At 59.1% G+C, this 13306-nt stretch carries 7 protein-coding genes and 6 tRNA genes; 1 reads left to right on the top strand and 12 read right to left on the bottom strand.

What is annotated here, in order from left to right; all coding sequences use genetic code 11:
* Positions 1–58 precede the first annotated feature (58 nt).
* From nrdD to DW112_RS07000, 4 genes are all read right to left on the bottom strand, one after another.
* A complete protein-coding gene (gene nrdD, locus DW112_RS07015) occupies positions 59–2281 on the bottom strand; it encodes an anaerobic ribonucleoside-triphosphate reductase (RefSeq protein ID WP_117583876.1) in 2223 nt (740 codons plus the stop codon).
* 680 nt (positions 2282–2961) lie between these two features.
* Positions 2962–3036, bottom strand: a tRNA-Val gene (locus tag DW112_RS07010).
* A gap of 3 nt (positions 3037–3039) precedes the next feature.
* Positions 3040–3115: transfer RNA gene (locus tag DW112_RS07005), tRNA-Gly, on the bottom strand.
* A gap of 143 nt (positions 3116–3258) precedes the next feature.
* Positions 3259–4992, bottom strand: coding sequence for a glycoside hydrolase family 13 protein (locus tag DW112_RS07000; protein ID WP_233503017.1), 1734 nt, complete (start codon positions 4990–4992; stop codon positions 3259–3261).
* A gap of 314 nt (positions 4993–5306) precedes the next feature.
* On the opposite strand from DW112_RS07000, the gene DW112_RS06995 reads away from it, so the two are divergent.
* On the top strand, positions 5307–6236 hold the full coding sequence (locus DW112_RS06995) for a transposase (RefSeq protein WP_147351838.1): 930 nt from the start codon (positions 5307–5309) through the stop codon (positions 6234–6236).
* A 622-nt stretch (positions 6237–6858) separates the two neighbouring features.
* On the opposite strand, the gene DW112_RS06990 is transcribed toward DW112_RS06995, so the two are convergent.
* The 8 genes from DW112_RS06990 to DW112_RS06955 all read right to left on the bottom strand — a co-directional run bounded on the left by DW112_RS06990 (position 6859) and on the right by DW112_RS06955 (position 13305).
* A tRNA-Gly gene (locus DW112_RS06990) sits at positions 6859–6934 on the bottom strand.
* 42 nt (positions 6935–6976) lie between these two features.
* A tRNA-Cys gene (locus tag DW112_RS06985) sits at positions 6977–7050 on the bottom strand.
* Positions 7051–7085: 35 nt separating this feature from the next.
* Positions 7086–7161, bottom strand: a tRNA-Gly gene (locus tag DW112_RS06980).
* A 105-nt stretch (positions 7162–7266) separates the two neighbouring features.
* Positions 7267–8013 carry an anti-sigma factor antagonist gene (locus DW112_RS06975; RefSeq protein ID WP_117635453.1) on the bottom strand — a complete coding sequence of 249 codons (747 nt, stop codon included), beginning with the start codon at positions 8011–8013 and terminating at the stop codon, positions 7267–7269.
* A gap of 81 nt (positions 8014–8094) precedes the next feature.
* Positions 8095–10440: a GAF domain-containing SpoIIE family protein phosphatase gene (locus tag DW112_RS06970; RefSeq protein ID WP_118328632.1), complete on the bottom strand. Its 2346-nt coding sequence runs from the start codon at positions 10438–10440 to the stop codon at positions 8095–8097.
* A gap of 59 nt (positions 10441–10499) precedes the next feature.
* Positions 10500–10589 (bottom strand) — tRNA-Leu (locus DW112_RS06965).
* Between the two features lie 596 nt (positions 10590–11185).
* Complete coding sequence (locus tag DW112_RS06960; RefSeq protein ID WP_022094888.1) at positions 11186–12214, bottom strand: ABC transporter ATP-binding protein; 1029 nt, start codon at positions 12212–12214, stop codon at positions 11186–11188.
* Complete coding sequence (locus tag DW112_RS06955; protein WP_117564867.1) at positions 12214–13305, bottom strand: ABC transporter ATP-binding protein; 1092 nt, start codon at positions 13303–13305, stop codon at positions 12214–12216. Before DW112_RS06955 ends, DW112_RS06960 begins: the two co-directional genes overlap by 1 nt.
* Position 13306 lies beyond the last annotated feature (1 nt).

Genomic DNA, 13306 nt, shown 5'->3' with positions numbered 1-13306 from the left:
TGTCCGAAATAGCGAGTAAAGGTCCGGGGCCTCGCTACAGGGCAGCCTGGGATGGTTATTAGAGATGCAGCACGCGGTCGCGGATCTCCTCGGTTCGGCCCTGGTTCCAGAACTGGGTACCGATGTAGCCGCACGTACGACGAGCGACGTTCATTTTCTCCTGGTCGCGGTTGCCGCAGTTGGGGCACTCCCACACCAGCTTGCCATCGTCCTCAACAATCTTGATCTCGCCATCGTAGCCGCACACCTGGCAGTAGTCGCTCTTGGTGTTGAGCTCGGCGTACATGATGTTGTCGTAGATGTACTGCATCACGCGAATGACAGCCTTGAGGTTGTCCTGCATGTTGGGAACCTCAACGTAAGAGATAGCACCGCCCGGCGAAAGCTGCTGGAACATGCCCTCAAACTTAAGCTTATCGAAGGCATCGATCTCCTCGGACACGTGGACGTGATAGCTGTTGGTAATGTAGCCCTTGTCCGTCACGCCCGGGATAATACCAAAACGGCGCTGCAGGCACTTGGCGAACTTGTAGGTCGTCGACTCCAACGGCGTACCGTACAGCGAGAAATCGATATCGCTTTCGGCCTTCCACTCCGCGCACTTGTCGTTCATGCGCTGCATGACGGCCATGGCAAACGGCGTGCCTTCCTTCTCGGTGTGGCTGTGGCCCGTCATGTACTTGACGCACTCATACAGGCCGGCATAGCCAAGGCTGATGGTAGAGTATCCGCCCACGAGCAACTTATCGATCGTCTCGCCCTTCTTCAGACGCGCTAGGGCACCGTACTGCCAAAGAATCGGCGCGGCATCCGAAAGCGTGCCCATCAGGCGCTCATGACGGCACAGCAGAGCACGGTGGCACAGCTCAAGGCGCTCGTCGAAGATCTTCCAGAACTTGTCCATGTCCTGATGCGAGCTCAGCGCGACATCGGGCAGGTTGATGGTCACAACACCCTGGTTAAAGCGGCCATAGTACTTGGGTTTGGTCGGGTCATAGTTCAGCGCGTTGGCGACATTGTTAAAGCCGTTGCCCGAGCGGTCGGGCGTCAGGAAACTGCGACAACCCATGCAGGTGTAGCAATCGCCGTTGCCGGCGGTCTCGCCCTTCGACAGCTTGAGCTCGCGCATCTTCTTCTCGGAGATGTAATCGGGCACCATGCGCTTGGCGGTACACTTGGCAGCCAGCTGGGTCAGGTAGAAGTACGGGGAATTCTCGTGAACGTTATCGTCCTCGAGTACATAGATAAGCTTGGGGAATGCCGGGGTAATCCACACACCGGCTTCGTTCTTAACGCCCTCATAGCGTTGACGAAGCGTCTCCTCCACGATCATGGCAAGGTCGTGCTTCTCCTGGGGCGTACGGGCCTCATTGAGATACATAAAGACCGTCACGAACGGCGCCTGGCCATTGGTGGTCATAAGGGTCACGACCTGATACTGAATCGTCTGGACGCCGCGACGGATCTCGTCACGCAGACGGTCCTCAACGACCTCACGGACCTTTTCGGCAGATGCCGAAACACCGAGCTCCTCGAGCTCGCGGGCAACCTCGCCGCGAATCTTTTGACGGCTCACCTCAACAAAGGGGGCGAGATGGGTCAGCGAAATAGACTGGCCGCCGTACTGGGAAGAAGCAACCTGGGCGATAATCTGCGTCGCGATGTTGCAGGCAGTCGAGAAGCTATGCGGCTTCTCGATCAGCGTGCCCGAGATAACGGTGCCGTTCTGGAGCATATCCTCCAGGTTCACCAGGTCGCAGTTATGCATGTGCTGGGCAAAGTAGTCGGAATCGTGGAAGTGGATCAGGCCCTCGTTGTGGGCATCCACGATCTCCTGGGGCAGCAGCACGCGCTGAGTCAGGTCCTTGGAAATCTCGCCGGCCATGTAGTCGCGCTGAACGGAGTTGACGGTCGGGTTCTTGTTAGAGTTCTCCTGCTTGACCTCTTCGTTATTGCACTCGATCAACGACAGGATCTTGTCATCGGTCGTGTTCTTCTGGCGCTTCAGGCTCTGAACATAGCGATAGATGATGTAGTGGCGGGCGACCTCGTAGCAGTCGAGACGCATGATCTCGTCCTCGACCAAATCCTGGATCTCCTCGACCGAAACGGTGTGGCCCGCGTTCTCGCATGCCTCGGCGACGTTTTGCGCCGCATAAACCACCTGGCGGTCGGTTAGACGAGAGCTCTCCTCGACCTCCAAGTTTGCGGCGCGAATCGCATTGACGATCTTATCGATGTCAAAGACAACCTCGGTGCCGCTGCGCTTGATGATCTTCATCCTCTTGCCTCTTTCGCGTCGTAGTCTCATTGCGCTTCAGAGCCAAACGATGCCCGGCAGGGCTTGCCCCTGTCTTGCGGCGCCGTCGCGCAATCTGTGTTCTCGATAAACCATAGGTCCTCATGCGGACAATCCTCGCGGCCGATCAAGCGGCTCAAAGATCTATCCAAATGGGGCAAATAAGGTCCTCGTTCTCTGTCCGCCATCTATCATACGACAAAGAGGCATCTATATCCTGTATTCTTTTTTTAGTTCAAACACAACATATAGTGTTTCAGCAGGTCAAAGCAATTGGTCATTTTGCAGACGCATTAATTATGAGGGGTTCTTGGCAAGTCGGTAAAACGTTACCAACACGGCTACCTGCATGGCAGTTATAAAACCCCCTTAGTCAAGCCGCTGACAAATCCTACCAAAACCAAGCCGCTCACGCCAAAAGAATCCAAAAGATTATGCTTGACCAACATGTTGCGGTCGTGCCTTGCCGAGCCCCATGTAACCGCGGCACGAATCCTTGAAAGATATGTGTATGCAAACAGAGAAGATGAGAGTTTTCTCGGATGACTACTGAGAAGCATCCCAGAAGATCAAAAAACTCGAAATTTGGTGACGTATTTGGCGACCCATTTGGCGAGCAAAACAAAACAGCCCAGAGGCTAAGCCTCTGGGCTGCGAACATTTGGTGGGCGTTAGAAGATTTGAACTTCTGACCTCTTCCGTGTCAGGGAAGCGCTCTCCCCCTGAGCTAAACGCCCAAATGGAGCGGACAACGGGGCTCGAACCCGCGACCCCAACCTTGGCAAGGTTGTGCTCTACCAACTGAGCCATGTCCGCTTACGAGGATTAATCTTACGTGATACCCGCATCCTATGCAAGAACTTTTTTTTGAAAAGTTTTGCGACGCCCTCTCGAACCTCGCGAAGACATCAGCCACCACGGAAAGCGCGAGCAAACGCAAACTCGCCGCAAGAGGCCCCCTACAACTCAGCGAGCATGATCCAGGCAGAGCTGTCCTGCGCAAGTCTGCCGTCTGCAAGCGGTGATGAGGTGAGCAGGACCTTGCCCGCCGGCAGCTCCACGGGTGCTGCACCGAAGTTCGTCACACACGCCCAGCCGTTGTCGCGGCGATAGGCGATGACGCCGCCCTCAGCGCCCTCGGCACCATCCGCAAGGCCGGTGCGCCCGTCAAGATCGAGCCACGCAAGATCGTTAGCGCACCCGCGCAGCTTGCGCCGCAGCCAGAGGGCGTCACGATAGAGCGCAAGCATCGATGTCGGGTCCGCCTCTTCCCTATCGGCAGCGTAATCGGAAAACCATGCAGGCTGCGGCAGATGGGGCGCCGCATCGGCGTCCATCGGCGAAAATCCAAACGATCCGCCCTGCGCGGGATCGTCCGTCGCCACCCACGGCAGGGGCACACGACAGCCGTCGCGCCCCTTCTCGCGCTTCGATCCGTGCGTATTGGTCGCAGTGGGATCTTCGAGTGCAGCCCACGGGATGTCAGCCACCTCAAAAAGGCCGAGCTCCTCACCCTGATACACGTATGCCGAGCCCGGAAGCGCCAGCTCAAGCAAAAGGGCCGCCCGCGCGCGGCGCTCGCCGAGTTCACGGTCCTCGTCATAAGACGACCCGTCGCGTAAGAGCCAGTCGAGCGCAATCTGGTGGTAGCGCGTCGCCTTGATCTGCGGCAGGGCGAAGCGCGTCGCCACACGAGGCACGTCGTGGTTGGAAAGTACCCAGGTCGAGGCGGAATCGGATTCGATGGCTGCCTTCAAGCCCTCCTCGATTGCAGCGTGCATGTCATCATAGGTCCAAGTGGCCTTGGCGAACTCAAAGTTAAATGTCTGGCCAAGCTCGCTGGGGCGCGCGTAGAGATACTGGCGCTCGGGCAGCACCCACGCCTCGGCAACAGCGCTGCGCGGCGGATTATAGCGGTCGAACACGCGGCGCCACTCGCGATAGATCTCGTGAACCTCGTTGCGATCCCACAGCGGATGGGTGCCGTCGTCAACCATGTCATCGCCCTCGGCGAGATGCCACTGGTCGAGATCATCGCGGTCGAGATCCTTGGCGAGACCGTGCGCCACATCAATGCGAAAGCCATCGACGCCTCGATCGCTCCAAAACGCCAGGACGTCGCAAAAGAACGCGCGAACCTCGGGGCATGACCAGTCAAAGTCCGGCTGCTCGGGCGTAAACATGTGCAGATACCACTGACCGTCCGCAACACGCGTCCAGGCGGGGCCGCCAAAGTTGGCATTCCAATTGGTGGGAGGCAGCTCGCCATGCTCGCCGCGACCATCACGGAAGATATAGCGGGCGCGCTCGGGCGATCCGGGGCCGGCGGCAAGAGCGGCTTTGAACCAGGGGTGCTGGTTGGACGAATGGTTGGGCACGATGTCGACGATGACCTTGATGCCGCGCGCGTGAGCCGCGGCGATCATGTCATCGAAGTCGTCAAGCGAGCCGAGACGTTGGTCGACATCGCAGTAGTCCGCCACGTCATAGCCGCCATCGACAAGAGGCGATGGGTAAAACGGGCTCAGCCAGATGGCCTCGATACCCAGCCGCTCAAGATAGTCCATCTGCTGGGTAATGCCCGCGATATCGCCCAAACCCGAACCAGTCGAGTCCTTAAACGAGCGCGGGTAAATCTGATAGATCGCGGCATCGGACATCCATGAGCGCGAGGAGGACTTTTCTGTAGCCATGGGGTGTGTCTCCCTTGCAACGAGGTTTTGTGAGATGCCCACGATGATACGCCCAAAGCTGACATTCACGGCAATCAACGCCGCAGCCACGCCCCAAACGCTCGCCCCCTCTCGGGCTCGAGCCTCCTGGGACGAATCGATCGATTAGTGAAAAGAACGGAAGACTTACTCCCCCGGCCACGACAGACACTATGACCCAATCCAGGGGCACGGAAACGACAGGAGCCCCCGCTCGTGACCGCGGGTCGGGGCTGCGACAATGTTGTTGAAGTGCCAGAGGCGCAGCCGCGCCGCAACGAGGTTGGGAGGCTCCCGTGCCTAGATATTCTACCGCCTTCGGAATGGACGTACACCTCAGGTCCACCACCGTCTGCGCGCTCGACGCGGAGACGGGCGAGGCCGTGACGAGGAGGTTCCGCGGCAACCCCTGGGGCGAGATCGCGGAGTGGATGTCGGGCTTCCCCGGCCCGTCGCTCGCCGCCTACGAGAGCGGCTACCTCGGCTTCGCCCCGCAAAGGGAGCTCTCCGGGCTCGGCGTCGACTGCGTCGTCGCGGCCGTCTCCAAGGTCCCGAGGTCGGCTGCCGACCTCTCGTCCAAGAACGACCGCAACGACGCGGCCAGGATGGCCAAGGCGATACTGTCGCACGACGTCACCCCGGTATGGGTGCCGTCCCCCGAGATCGAGGGGCTCAGGGACCTCGCCGCCGCCCACGACGCCGCGACCGCGAGGCTCGCGGCGGCGAAGCAGCGGCTCCTGGCGTTCCTAGCCCGCCGCGGCTATGTCTACGGCGGCACGACGCCGGCCGGCAACCCCCGGAAGTACTGGACGTACGGCTTCCTCAGGTGGCTCGACGGCATACACCCCGCCGACGACGGAGGCATCCGGGCGCTTGCGGCGCTGAGGAACGAGGTCGAGGCGGCCGACGAGACGAGGGCGGCCCTCCTCGCCGAATACAGGGCCGCCGTCGCGGCGGGCCCCCTCTCGGCCGAGGTCGAGGCGCTCCAGTCGATCAAGGGGTGCGGGTTCGCGCTCGCCGCCGCCTTCGCGTCCGAGGTCGGCGACTTCTCGAGGTTCCGCTCCGGCAGGCAGGTGACGTCCTACTTCGGCCTCGCCCGAAGCAGAGGTCGAGCGCGGACTCCGTGCGCCTCGGCGGAATCAGCGGGGCCGGCAACGCGCTCGTCAGGAAGCTGGCTGTCGAGGGGTCCTGGTGCTATGCCCAGGCCGGCCACCAGCCGAAGCTGATGCCCAAGGGCTCCGGCGTGCCCCTCGAGATAAGGATGCACGGGAGGAAGGGGTCCGAGAGGCTCCTGCGCCGCCGCGAGGAGATGATCGCCCGCGGGATGCCGCAGGCGAAGGCGAACGCGGCCACCGCGGCCGAGCTCGTGAGGTGGCTGTGGGCCCTCGGCACGATGTGCCGGGAGGGCGCGGAATAGACATAAGCCCCCGTCCCGGCGAGCCGGGCAGCCTTCGGGGACACCCCCGTTCTCGCTGTGCGCGCGGCGGCCGCCGCATGCGCGAAGACAGACTAGGGGAACCCCGCCGAAGGAGAGGATTGCGGGCCGCCGGAGCGGTATCCGCGGATATGAGGCTGAGCCGAAGGCGTCGATGACATGCCGGGGGCGGACCGGGACGGGTTTAACGGCAGGCCCCGCCGACCGATTGCAAGCGGTCGGCGGGGCCATTGTGGCCCTTGACAGTGGATTGGGTCATATGAGCGAGCGGGCTCCGGGTGCCCCAGGTTGCCGCGAAAGAGGAGGGAAGCGTACTTTATGTACGCGACCGACGATTGAGGGGCAAGATGGGGTGCCCGGGGCCCGCGCAGCGTCAACAAAAAACGCGGTTCGTTAGAACCGCGTAAGATAGTTGGAGCGGACAACGGGGCTCGAACCCGCGACCCCAACCTTGGCAAGGTTGTGCTCTACCAACTGAGCCATGTCCGCATATGTAAAACAAAACGGGCGCCGGAGCGCCCGGATGTTGCCTGGAGGCGAAGCCCGGATTCGAACCGGGGGTAAAGGCTTTGCAGGCCTCTGCCTTACCACTTGGCCACTTCGCCGAAAAAGGACCGCTTGAGACGGTCCGGAAATGCAATGGAGCGGACAACGGGGCTCGAACCCGCGACCCCAACCTTGGCAAGGTTGTGCTCTACCAACTGAGCCATGTCCGCTTGCGGGTTATTAATTTACGCGAGTTGCCCAAAAGACGCAAGTACTTTTTTCAAAAAAGTTGTTCGCCACATGCTCTTGGCAGATATACATGCCAAAACGATTTACTAGGCGCACGATTCCAATGTTCCGCTAAACAGCTTTACCATCCGAACGCGCGTACCGGCACCATCAGTACGACGGGCAACCTCCACGTTGTCGACCAACATGCGCATGAGCTTGATTCCACGCCCGCGCTCCTCAGTCGTAACCGGTTCACTCGACCCGTCGATCGAATAGCCCGCCCCACGGTCGACAACCTCAATCACGACACGATCGCCATAGGCCTGAACCGTCAGGATGCATCCGATACCACCCGCATGGTCATACGCGTTGCCCAGCGCCTCGCCCGATGCCAATGCGACGTCATAGCGCTCATCACGCCTCAGGGGAAGCGATTCGAGTAGCTCGGCAATACGATGACGATAGTATGGAAGGTTCTCGATACCCTGGCGCACCTCGACACTCTTGCTCCAGCGAGGCAATTCCCCCACCGGAATGGCAGGAATCGACTCCCGAGCGAAGCCCGCAACATGGAGGATGTCGACAAGTCGGGCAATCTCCAAAAAGCGAATGACCTCATCGGAGGCGTTAACGAGCGAAAGCAGGCCCTCTCGCCTCATGAGCTCTCTGGCGCGTGTAAGCAAAAACGCCAAACCCGTCGAGTCGATAAAGCCCACGGCCTGGCAATTGATGACAACGCGGCGCACGCCCCGGTCGATCAAATTATCCAACCGTCGGCGCAGCGCGGGCACCGAGGCGATGTCGACATCACCCGGTGGCGTCAAAACCGCTATGTCATTCCACTCATTCATACGACCATGGTTCCCCAAAAGAGCTCGCTCGATGCACACATATCTACAACCGCGTAGGTTTCGCCCCTCAAGCGTCGCAGCCTACGATCGGCCCCGTAAAAACTCAAGGGACACCAACGCGATATCATCGTCCAGCGCCGACTCGGTAAAGCGGTCAAGCTCGCTCAAGACCTTACCGCAGATTCCCGATACGCCCTCACCCGAAACAGAGAGCAAAAGATCGCGAAGGCGTTGCTCGCCAAAGAAAGCACCAGAGCGATCGCGCGCTTCGATCGTTCCGTCGGTATACATAAAGAGCATGTCACCAGGAGCGAACGTAAAGACGCCCGTCTCGTACACCATGCTCTCAAAGGCACCGATCACGCCCGATTGACACCCAAGGAGCTCCACTTCTCCCCCGCAGGTCTCGCCGCCACCAAGCGGCGTCGACGACGGCCGAATGACCATAGTGGGAGGATGTCCCGCAGAGCAATAGGTAGCTCGGCCCGCTTTAAGATCGATCTTGGCGATAAACGCCGTCACAAACGTCTCGACCCTCGAAAAGCCCATGATCATACTATTGAGCGAGCGAGCCATGCGAGCAGGCCCCGCACCCTCCCAGGCATAGGCCGTCAGCGCCGTCTTGACGAGCGCCGACATCGACGCCGCCTCGATTCCCTTGCCGGACACATCTCCCAAAATCATAACGGCGCAATCGTCGGGAAGACGAACAAGCGTATAGAAGTCACCGCCGACCAGCGCCGAATTCGTTGCCGATAGGTACACCGAATCGGCGGCGATTCCCGGAACGTCACCAAGCGAATTTCTCATGCCGATCTGAAGCGTCTGAGCGATATGACGCTCCTCGCGCTTTTGAGACTCACCCTCATAGATCAGCTCAAAATCGTGGGCCAAATGCACCATGTAGTCGTACTCAAGGTCGTCGATTGGCTCCTGGCTGCCATCGCGGAGCAGCAAAAAACGCGTCGTCGGTCCCTTGGCGACATCAGCGTGAACGATCGCATCGTTGTTTCGCTTGTCATCCGTCTCCGAGCGATAGCGCCCCGCCTCGATACCGGAGTCGACGTACAGTCCCTGACACGGCAGGCCGTGTGCTCTCAGCCATGCACCCATAGGCGTGGATTCATCCACGCGCGTTAGGCGCACGTGCTTGAGATCGTCAGCGCTCGTCCCGCCCAGCACCGACGTCTCGAACCCATCGGAAGCTGATCCCAGGCGCGCTGCCGGCGTCGTGACAGAAAAGAAGAGCGACTCCGGATCGCCCGGCAACGCTACGCGACTGCCGCCCTCAAAATCGATGACATAGGTTTCGAGACCCGCATCATACTCCACGGGGCAAAAATGACAGTTGAGCACAGCGCAAATTTCCGACGATACCGCGCGCGAAGCGACGACGGGATCATCAAGATAGGTAAAAAGCTCATCGCGCAGCACGTTGAGCGAACGACCAAGTTCTGCCGTGCGGCGCGAACGTAAGCTCGACGCCATGCCGACCATCTGAATAGACAGGTAATCGCAGATGACCTCGAGCACGTTAAGGTCATAGGCAAGTGGCGCCTGTGGACGTTTCCAACCGACCTCCAACATACCGAGCACCTGCGTGCCGTAAAACACGGGAAGACAGATCTCGCTGCGATACGGAGGCATATCCTGCATGCGCAGCAAGTGCTTGGAACGATTGTCCAAATCCATGAACATACCCGAAGCAACCCGGTCGCCCTCAAGGTCCTGCTGGATCGACAGACGACAGGCACGCGACTCGCGAAGAACATACGTCGGAATGCCAGCGCCATACGGCAAAAACTCGGGCAGGTAGCTGTCATGCAGCTCCTTGGAAACACCGCGAAGTTTAAAACCGCCGCTCTCAGAAAAATAAATCGCAGCTCCAGAGGCATCGAGCGTTCCGACGAGCTGATTCAAAACGGTATCGAGCAAGCTGGGGAGCTCATCGGAGCCCACGGTACTCATAATGACCGAAAGGGTACCCGAAAGGCGTTTATTCGCCACCCTAAGCTCCGATAGTGCACGTTTGAGCTGACGATCGTGGGAATACTGCTCTTCGATGCTGTGAAGCGCCACCAGGACGCGCGGCGCGCGGCGTCCAAAGATACGCGGAGGCGTAACGGAACCTGCGCGAACCAAGACGGGAATAAAGGATCCGTCGCTCAGCTTGAGCATCAGTTCGTTCTCGGAGCCATCAGTTTCAAATGGTAGACGATGTTCCGTCGCACGTTCAAAAGCGGACGAATACAGGACGTCTTTAACATCTCCACCGATGACGTCGGCGCGTTCCTCGCACATCAAACCAAGTAAGCGATTATTCACATGCAGAATGGTTCCGTCGAGCTCACAAATGATGACAGCATCGCTCGTGATCTCGACCAGTTGGGCAACGTCTGCCCACTCGTTGCGCTCAAGCGTTTCCATCGTGGACCTCACCGTCTATCGGTAACAAAAAAGCCTCCGAAGAGGCTTCTCAAATGCGATGGTGTCGGAGGCGGGACTTGAACCCGCATGACCAAAAAGCGGTCACTAGCACCTCAAGCTAGCGCGTCTGCCAATTCCGCCACTCCGACATGCTATGTTGTTGATTCGCAGTTCGTTTTGTTGGACCCGCGCGTTCAACGAGGAAAATAATAACCTATGATTCGAGAACTGTGCAAGCACTTTTTTCAAAAAAGTTTACGAATTTGTAAATGCGCAGGTAGACTGACCTGTTCGGGCAGGAATGAGGTTGCTTTCCAACGCGTCCTCGGGCATGCGGCATTATTTTGATCCGCGCTTCGTGCTACAAAATAATGCCGCCCCCTGCGGAATGCGTTGGAAAGCAACCTCATTCCTGCCCTAGGGGCACATGCTTCATGCACAGTTCTCAAACATGTTCTGGGGGCTGATGCAAATTTGGTGGCTCGGCTTTGCCGAGCCCTTATATGGGGAGGCCGGAGCTAAAGCTCCGGCCTCGCTCAATTTCCTATTAGATTAAGTGAGCGATCAAGGAATCGCACTCCCCTCTGCCGCGTTAACGTAGGGCCCGCTCTGGAGTTGCCTTTCAGAACATTCAGACCAGGAAGCCCCCTTATCCGCAGCTCCGAAGGAGCAGGATAAGGGGGCTTCCATGGTCGAGGACGTTCTGAAAGGCAACTCCAGAGCGGGCCCGGACGAGAACAACCGACTACAGGTCGATGTGCGATTCCTTGATCGGGAACGGCTCGGCGAAGTGGCAGGCGCAGCAGTGGCCCGGGGCAACTTCCTTAAACTCAGGAAGCTTCTCGGAGCAGATGCCCTGCGCGATCGGGCAGCGCGTGTGGAAACGGCAACCGGTCGGCGGATCCAGCGGCGACGGCGGATCGCCAGCGAGGATGATGCGCTTGCGTGTCTTCTGGATATCAGGATCGGGAACCGGCACGGCAGACAGCAGCGACTGCGTGTACGGATGGTGAGGCTCGCTATAGAGCGTTTTCCAGTCCGAAACCTCGACCATCTTGCCCAGGTACATAACGGCAACGCGATCGGAGATGTGCTGCACGACGGAAAGGTCGTGGGCAATAAACAGATACGCCGTACCGAACTTGTCCTGCAGTTCCTTGAGCAGGTTCAGAACCTGGGCCTGAATGGAAACATCCAGAGCGGAAACGGGCTCGTCGCAGATGATCAGCTTGGGCTTCAGAGCGAACGCGCGGGCGATGCCGACACGCTGACGCTGACCGCCCGAGAACTCGTGCGGATAGCGGTTGATGTGCTCGGGGTTCAGGCCGACGACGTCCAGCAGCTCGCGGACGCGCTCAATGCGCTCCTCCTTGGTACCCACGCCATGAATGGTCATGGGCTCGGAGACGATCTCGCCAATGGTCATACGAGGATTGAGCGAAGCATAGGGGTCCTGGAAGATGAACTGCATCTCGCGACGCATGTCCTTAATCTCATGCTTGCTCATCTCGGCAACATCTTTGCCCTGGAAGAACACTTTGCCGGCCGTCGGCTTGGTCAGGCGCATGATGGTGCGGCCCGTGGTGGACTTACCGCAACCAGACTCGCCGACCAGGCCAAAGGTCTCGCCCGGATAAATCTCGAACGAAATGTCATTCACAGCAGAGACGACACGCTTAGAGAAGCGCTTGGCGAACATGCCGGACTCAGCGGGAAACTCCTTAGAGAGGTGCTCGACCTTCAGCAGCGGAGTACGCTCGTTGGTATCTGCCATTACGCCTCGCCTCCCTTCTTGGAATCCTTGCGCGTACGGGACGTCTCAGGAGCGTTCTTGAGGAACTCGGGGTCACCGGAGTAGTGGCACGCAGAGTAATGACCAGACTCGGTGACAACGCGCTCGGGGCGCTGCTTGCGGCACTTGTCCGTCGCATAGGGGCAACGAGGAGAGAAAACGCAGCCCTCAGGCAAGTTCATGAGCGAAGGCGGGTTGCCGTGAATCGGCGTAAGAGGCTTCTTCTCATCGATGGCCTGTTCCGGGATGGAGCGGATAAGGCCCCAGGTGTAGGGGTGGCGGCTCTCGTAGAAGATTTCCTCAGCAGTACCGAACTCGACAGGACGGCCGGCGTACATAACCATGATCTTATCGGCCATATCGGCGACGACGCCCAGGTCATGGGTAATCATGATGATGGCGTTGCCGTTCTTCTCCTGCATTTCCTGCATAAGCTCAATAATCTGAGCCTGAATGGTAACGTCCAGGGCAGTCGTGGGCTCGTCGGCAATCAGAATATCGGGATCGCAGGCAAGGGCCATAGCAATCATGACACGCTGACGCATACCGCCCGAGAACTGGTGCGGATACTCATTGACGCGCTTCTCGGGCTCGGGAATGCCAACGAGGTCCAAAAGCTCGGTGGCGCGCTTGAGCGCCTCCTGCTTGGAGTAACCACGGTGCAGACGAAGGCCCTCACCCACCTGCTTGCCGATCTTATAGACCGGGTTCAAGGAGGTCATAGGATCCTGGAAGATCATCGCGATGTCGTTACCGCGGATGTGCTGCATCTCTTCCTCGGTCATCTCGAGGATAGAACGACCGCGATAGCGAACGTCGCCGCCCTCAATCTTTCCCGGAGGCATCGAGATGAGGCCCATGATGGTCATGGCGGTCACGGACTTACCGGAGCCGGACTCACCGACGACACCCAGGGTCTCGCCGCGATCGAGCGTGTAGGACACACCGTCGACAGCGCGAACGACACCGTCCTCGGTATGGAAATACATCTTAAGGTCATCGACCTCGAGCAGATGCTGGCCCTCGGGAACCGGCTGGTCCTTCAGGTCCACATAGTTCTTGTTCTTCTTCATC

Origin of the sequence: Collinsella sp. AM09-41 (genome assembly GCF_003473245.1) — a bacterium.
Lineage (GTDB): Bacteria > Actinomycetota > Coriobacteriia > Coriobacteriales > Coriobacteriaceae > Collinsella.
Note: the sequence above shows the minus strand (reverse complement) of the source record. Positions and strands in the feature narration are given on the sequence as shown.

Excerpts from the sequence above, each read along its gene's own strand:
- nrdD (WP_117583876.1), bottom strand. The coding sequence starts at position 2,281 with ATGAAGATCATCAAGCGCAGCGGCACCGAGGTTGTCTTTGACATCGAT.
- DW112_RS07000 (WP_233503017.1), bottom strand. The coding sequence starts at position 4,992 with ATGGCTACAGAAAAGTCCTCCTCGCGCTCATGGATGTCCGATGCCGCG.
- DW112_RS06975 (WP_117635453.1), bottom strand. The coding sequence starts at position 8,013 with ATGAATGAGTGGAATGACATAGCGGTTTTGACGCCACCGGGTGATGTC.
- DW112_RS06970 (WP_118328632.1), bottom strand. The coding sequence starts at position 10,440 with ATGGAAACGCTTGAGCGCAACGAGTGGGCAGACGTTGCCCAACTGGTC.
- DW112_RS06960 (WP_022094888.1), bottom strand. The coding sequence starts at position 12,214 with ATGGCAGATACCAACGAGCGTACTCCGCTGCTGAAGGTCGAGCACCTC.
- DW112_RS06955 (WP_117564867.1), bottom strand. The coding sequence starts at position 13,305 with ATGAAGAAGAACAAGAACTATGTGGACCTGAAGGACCAGCCGGTTCCC.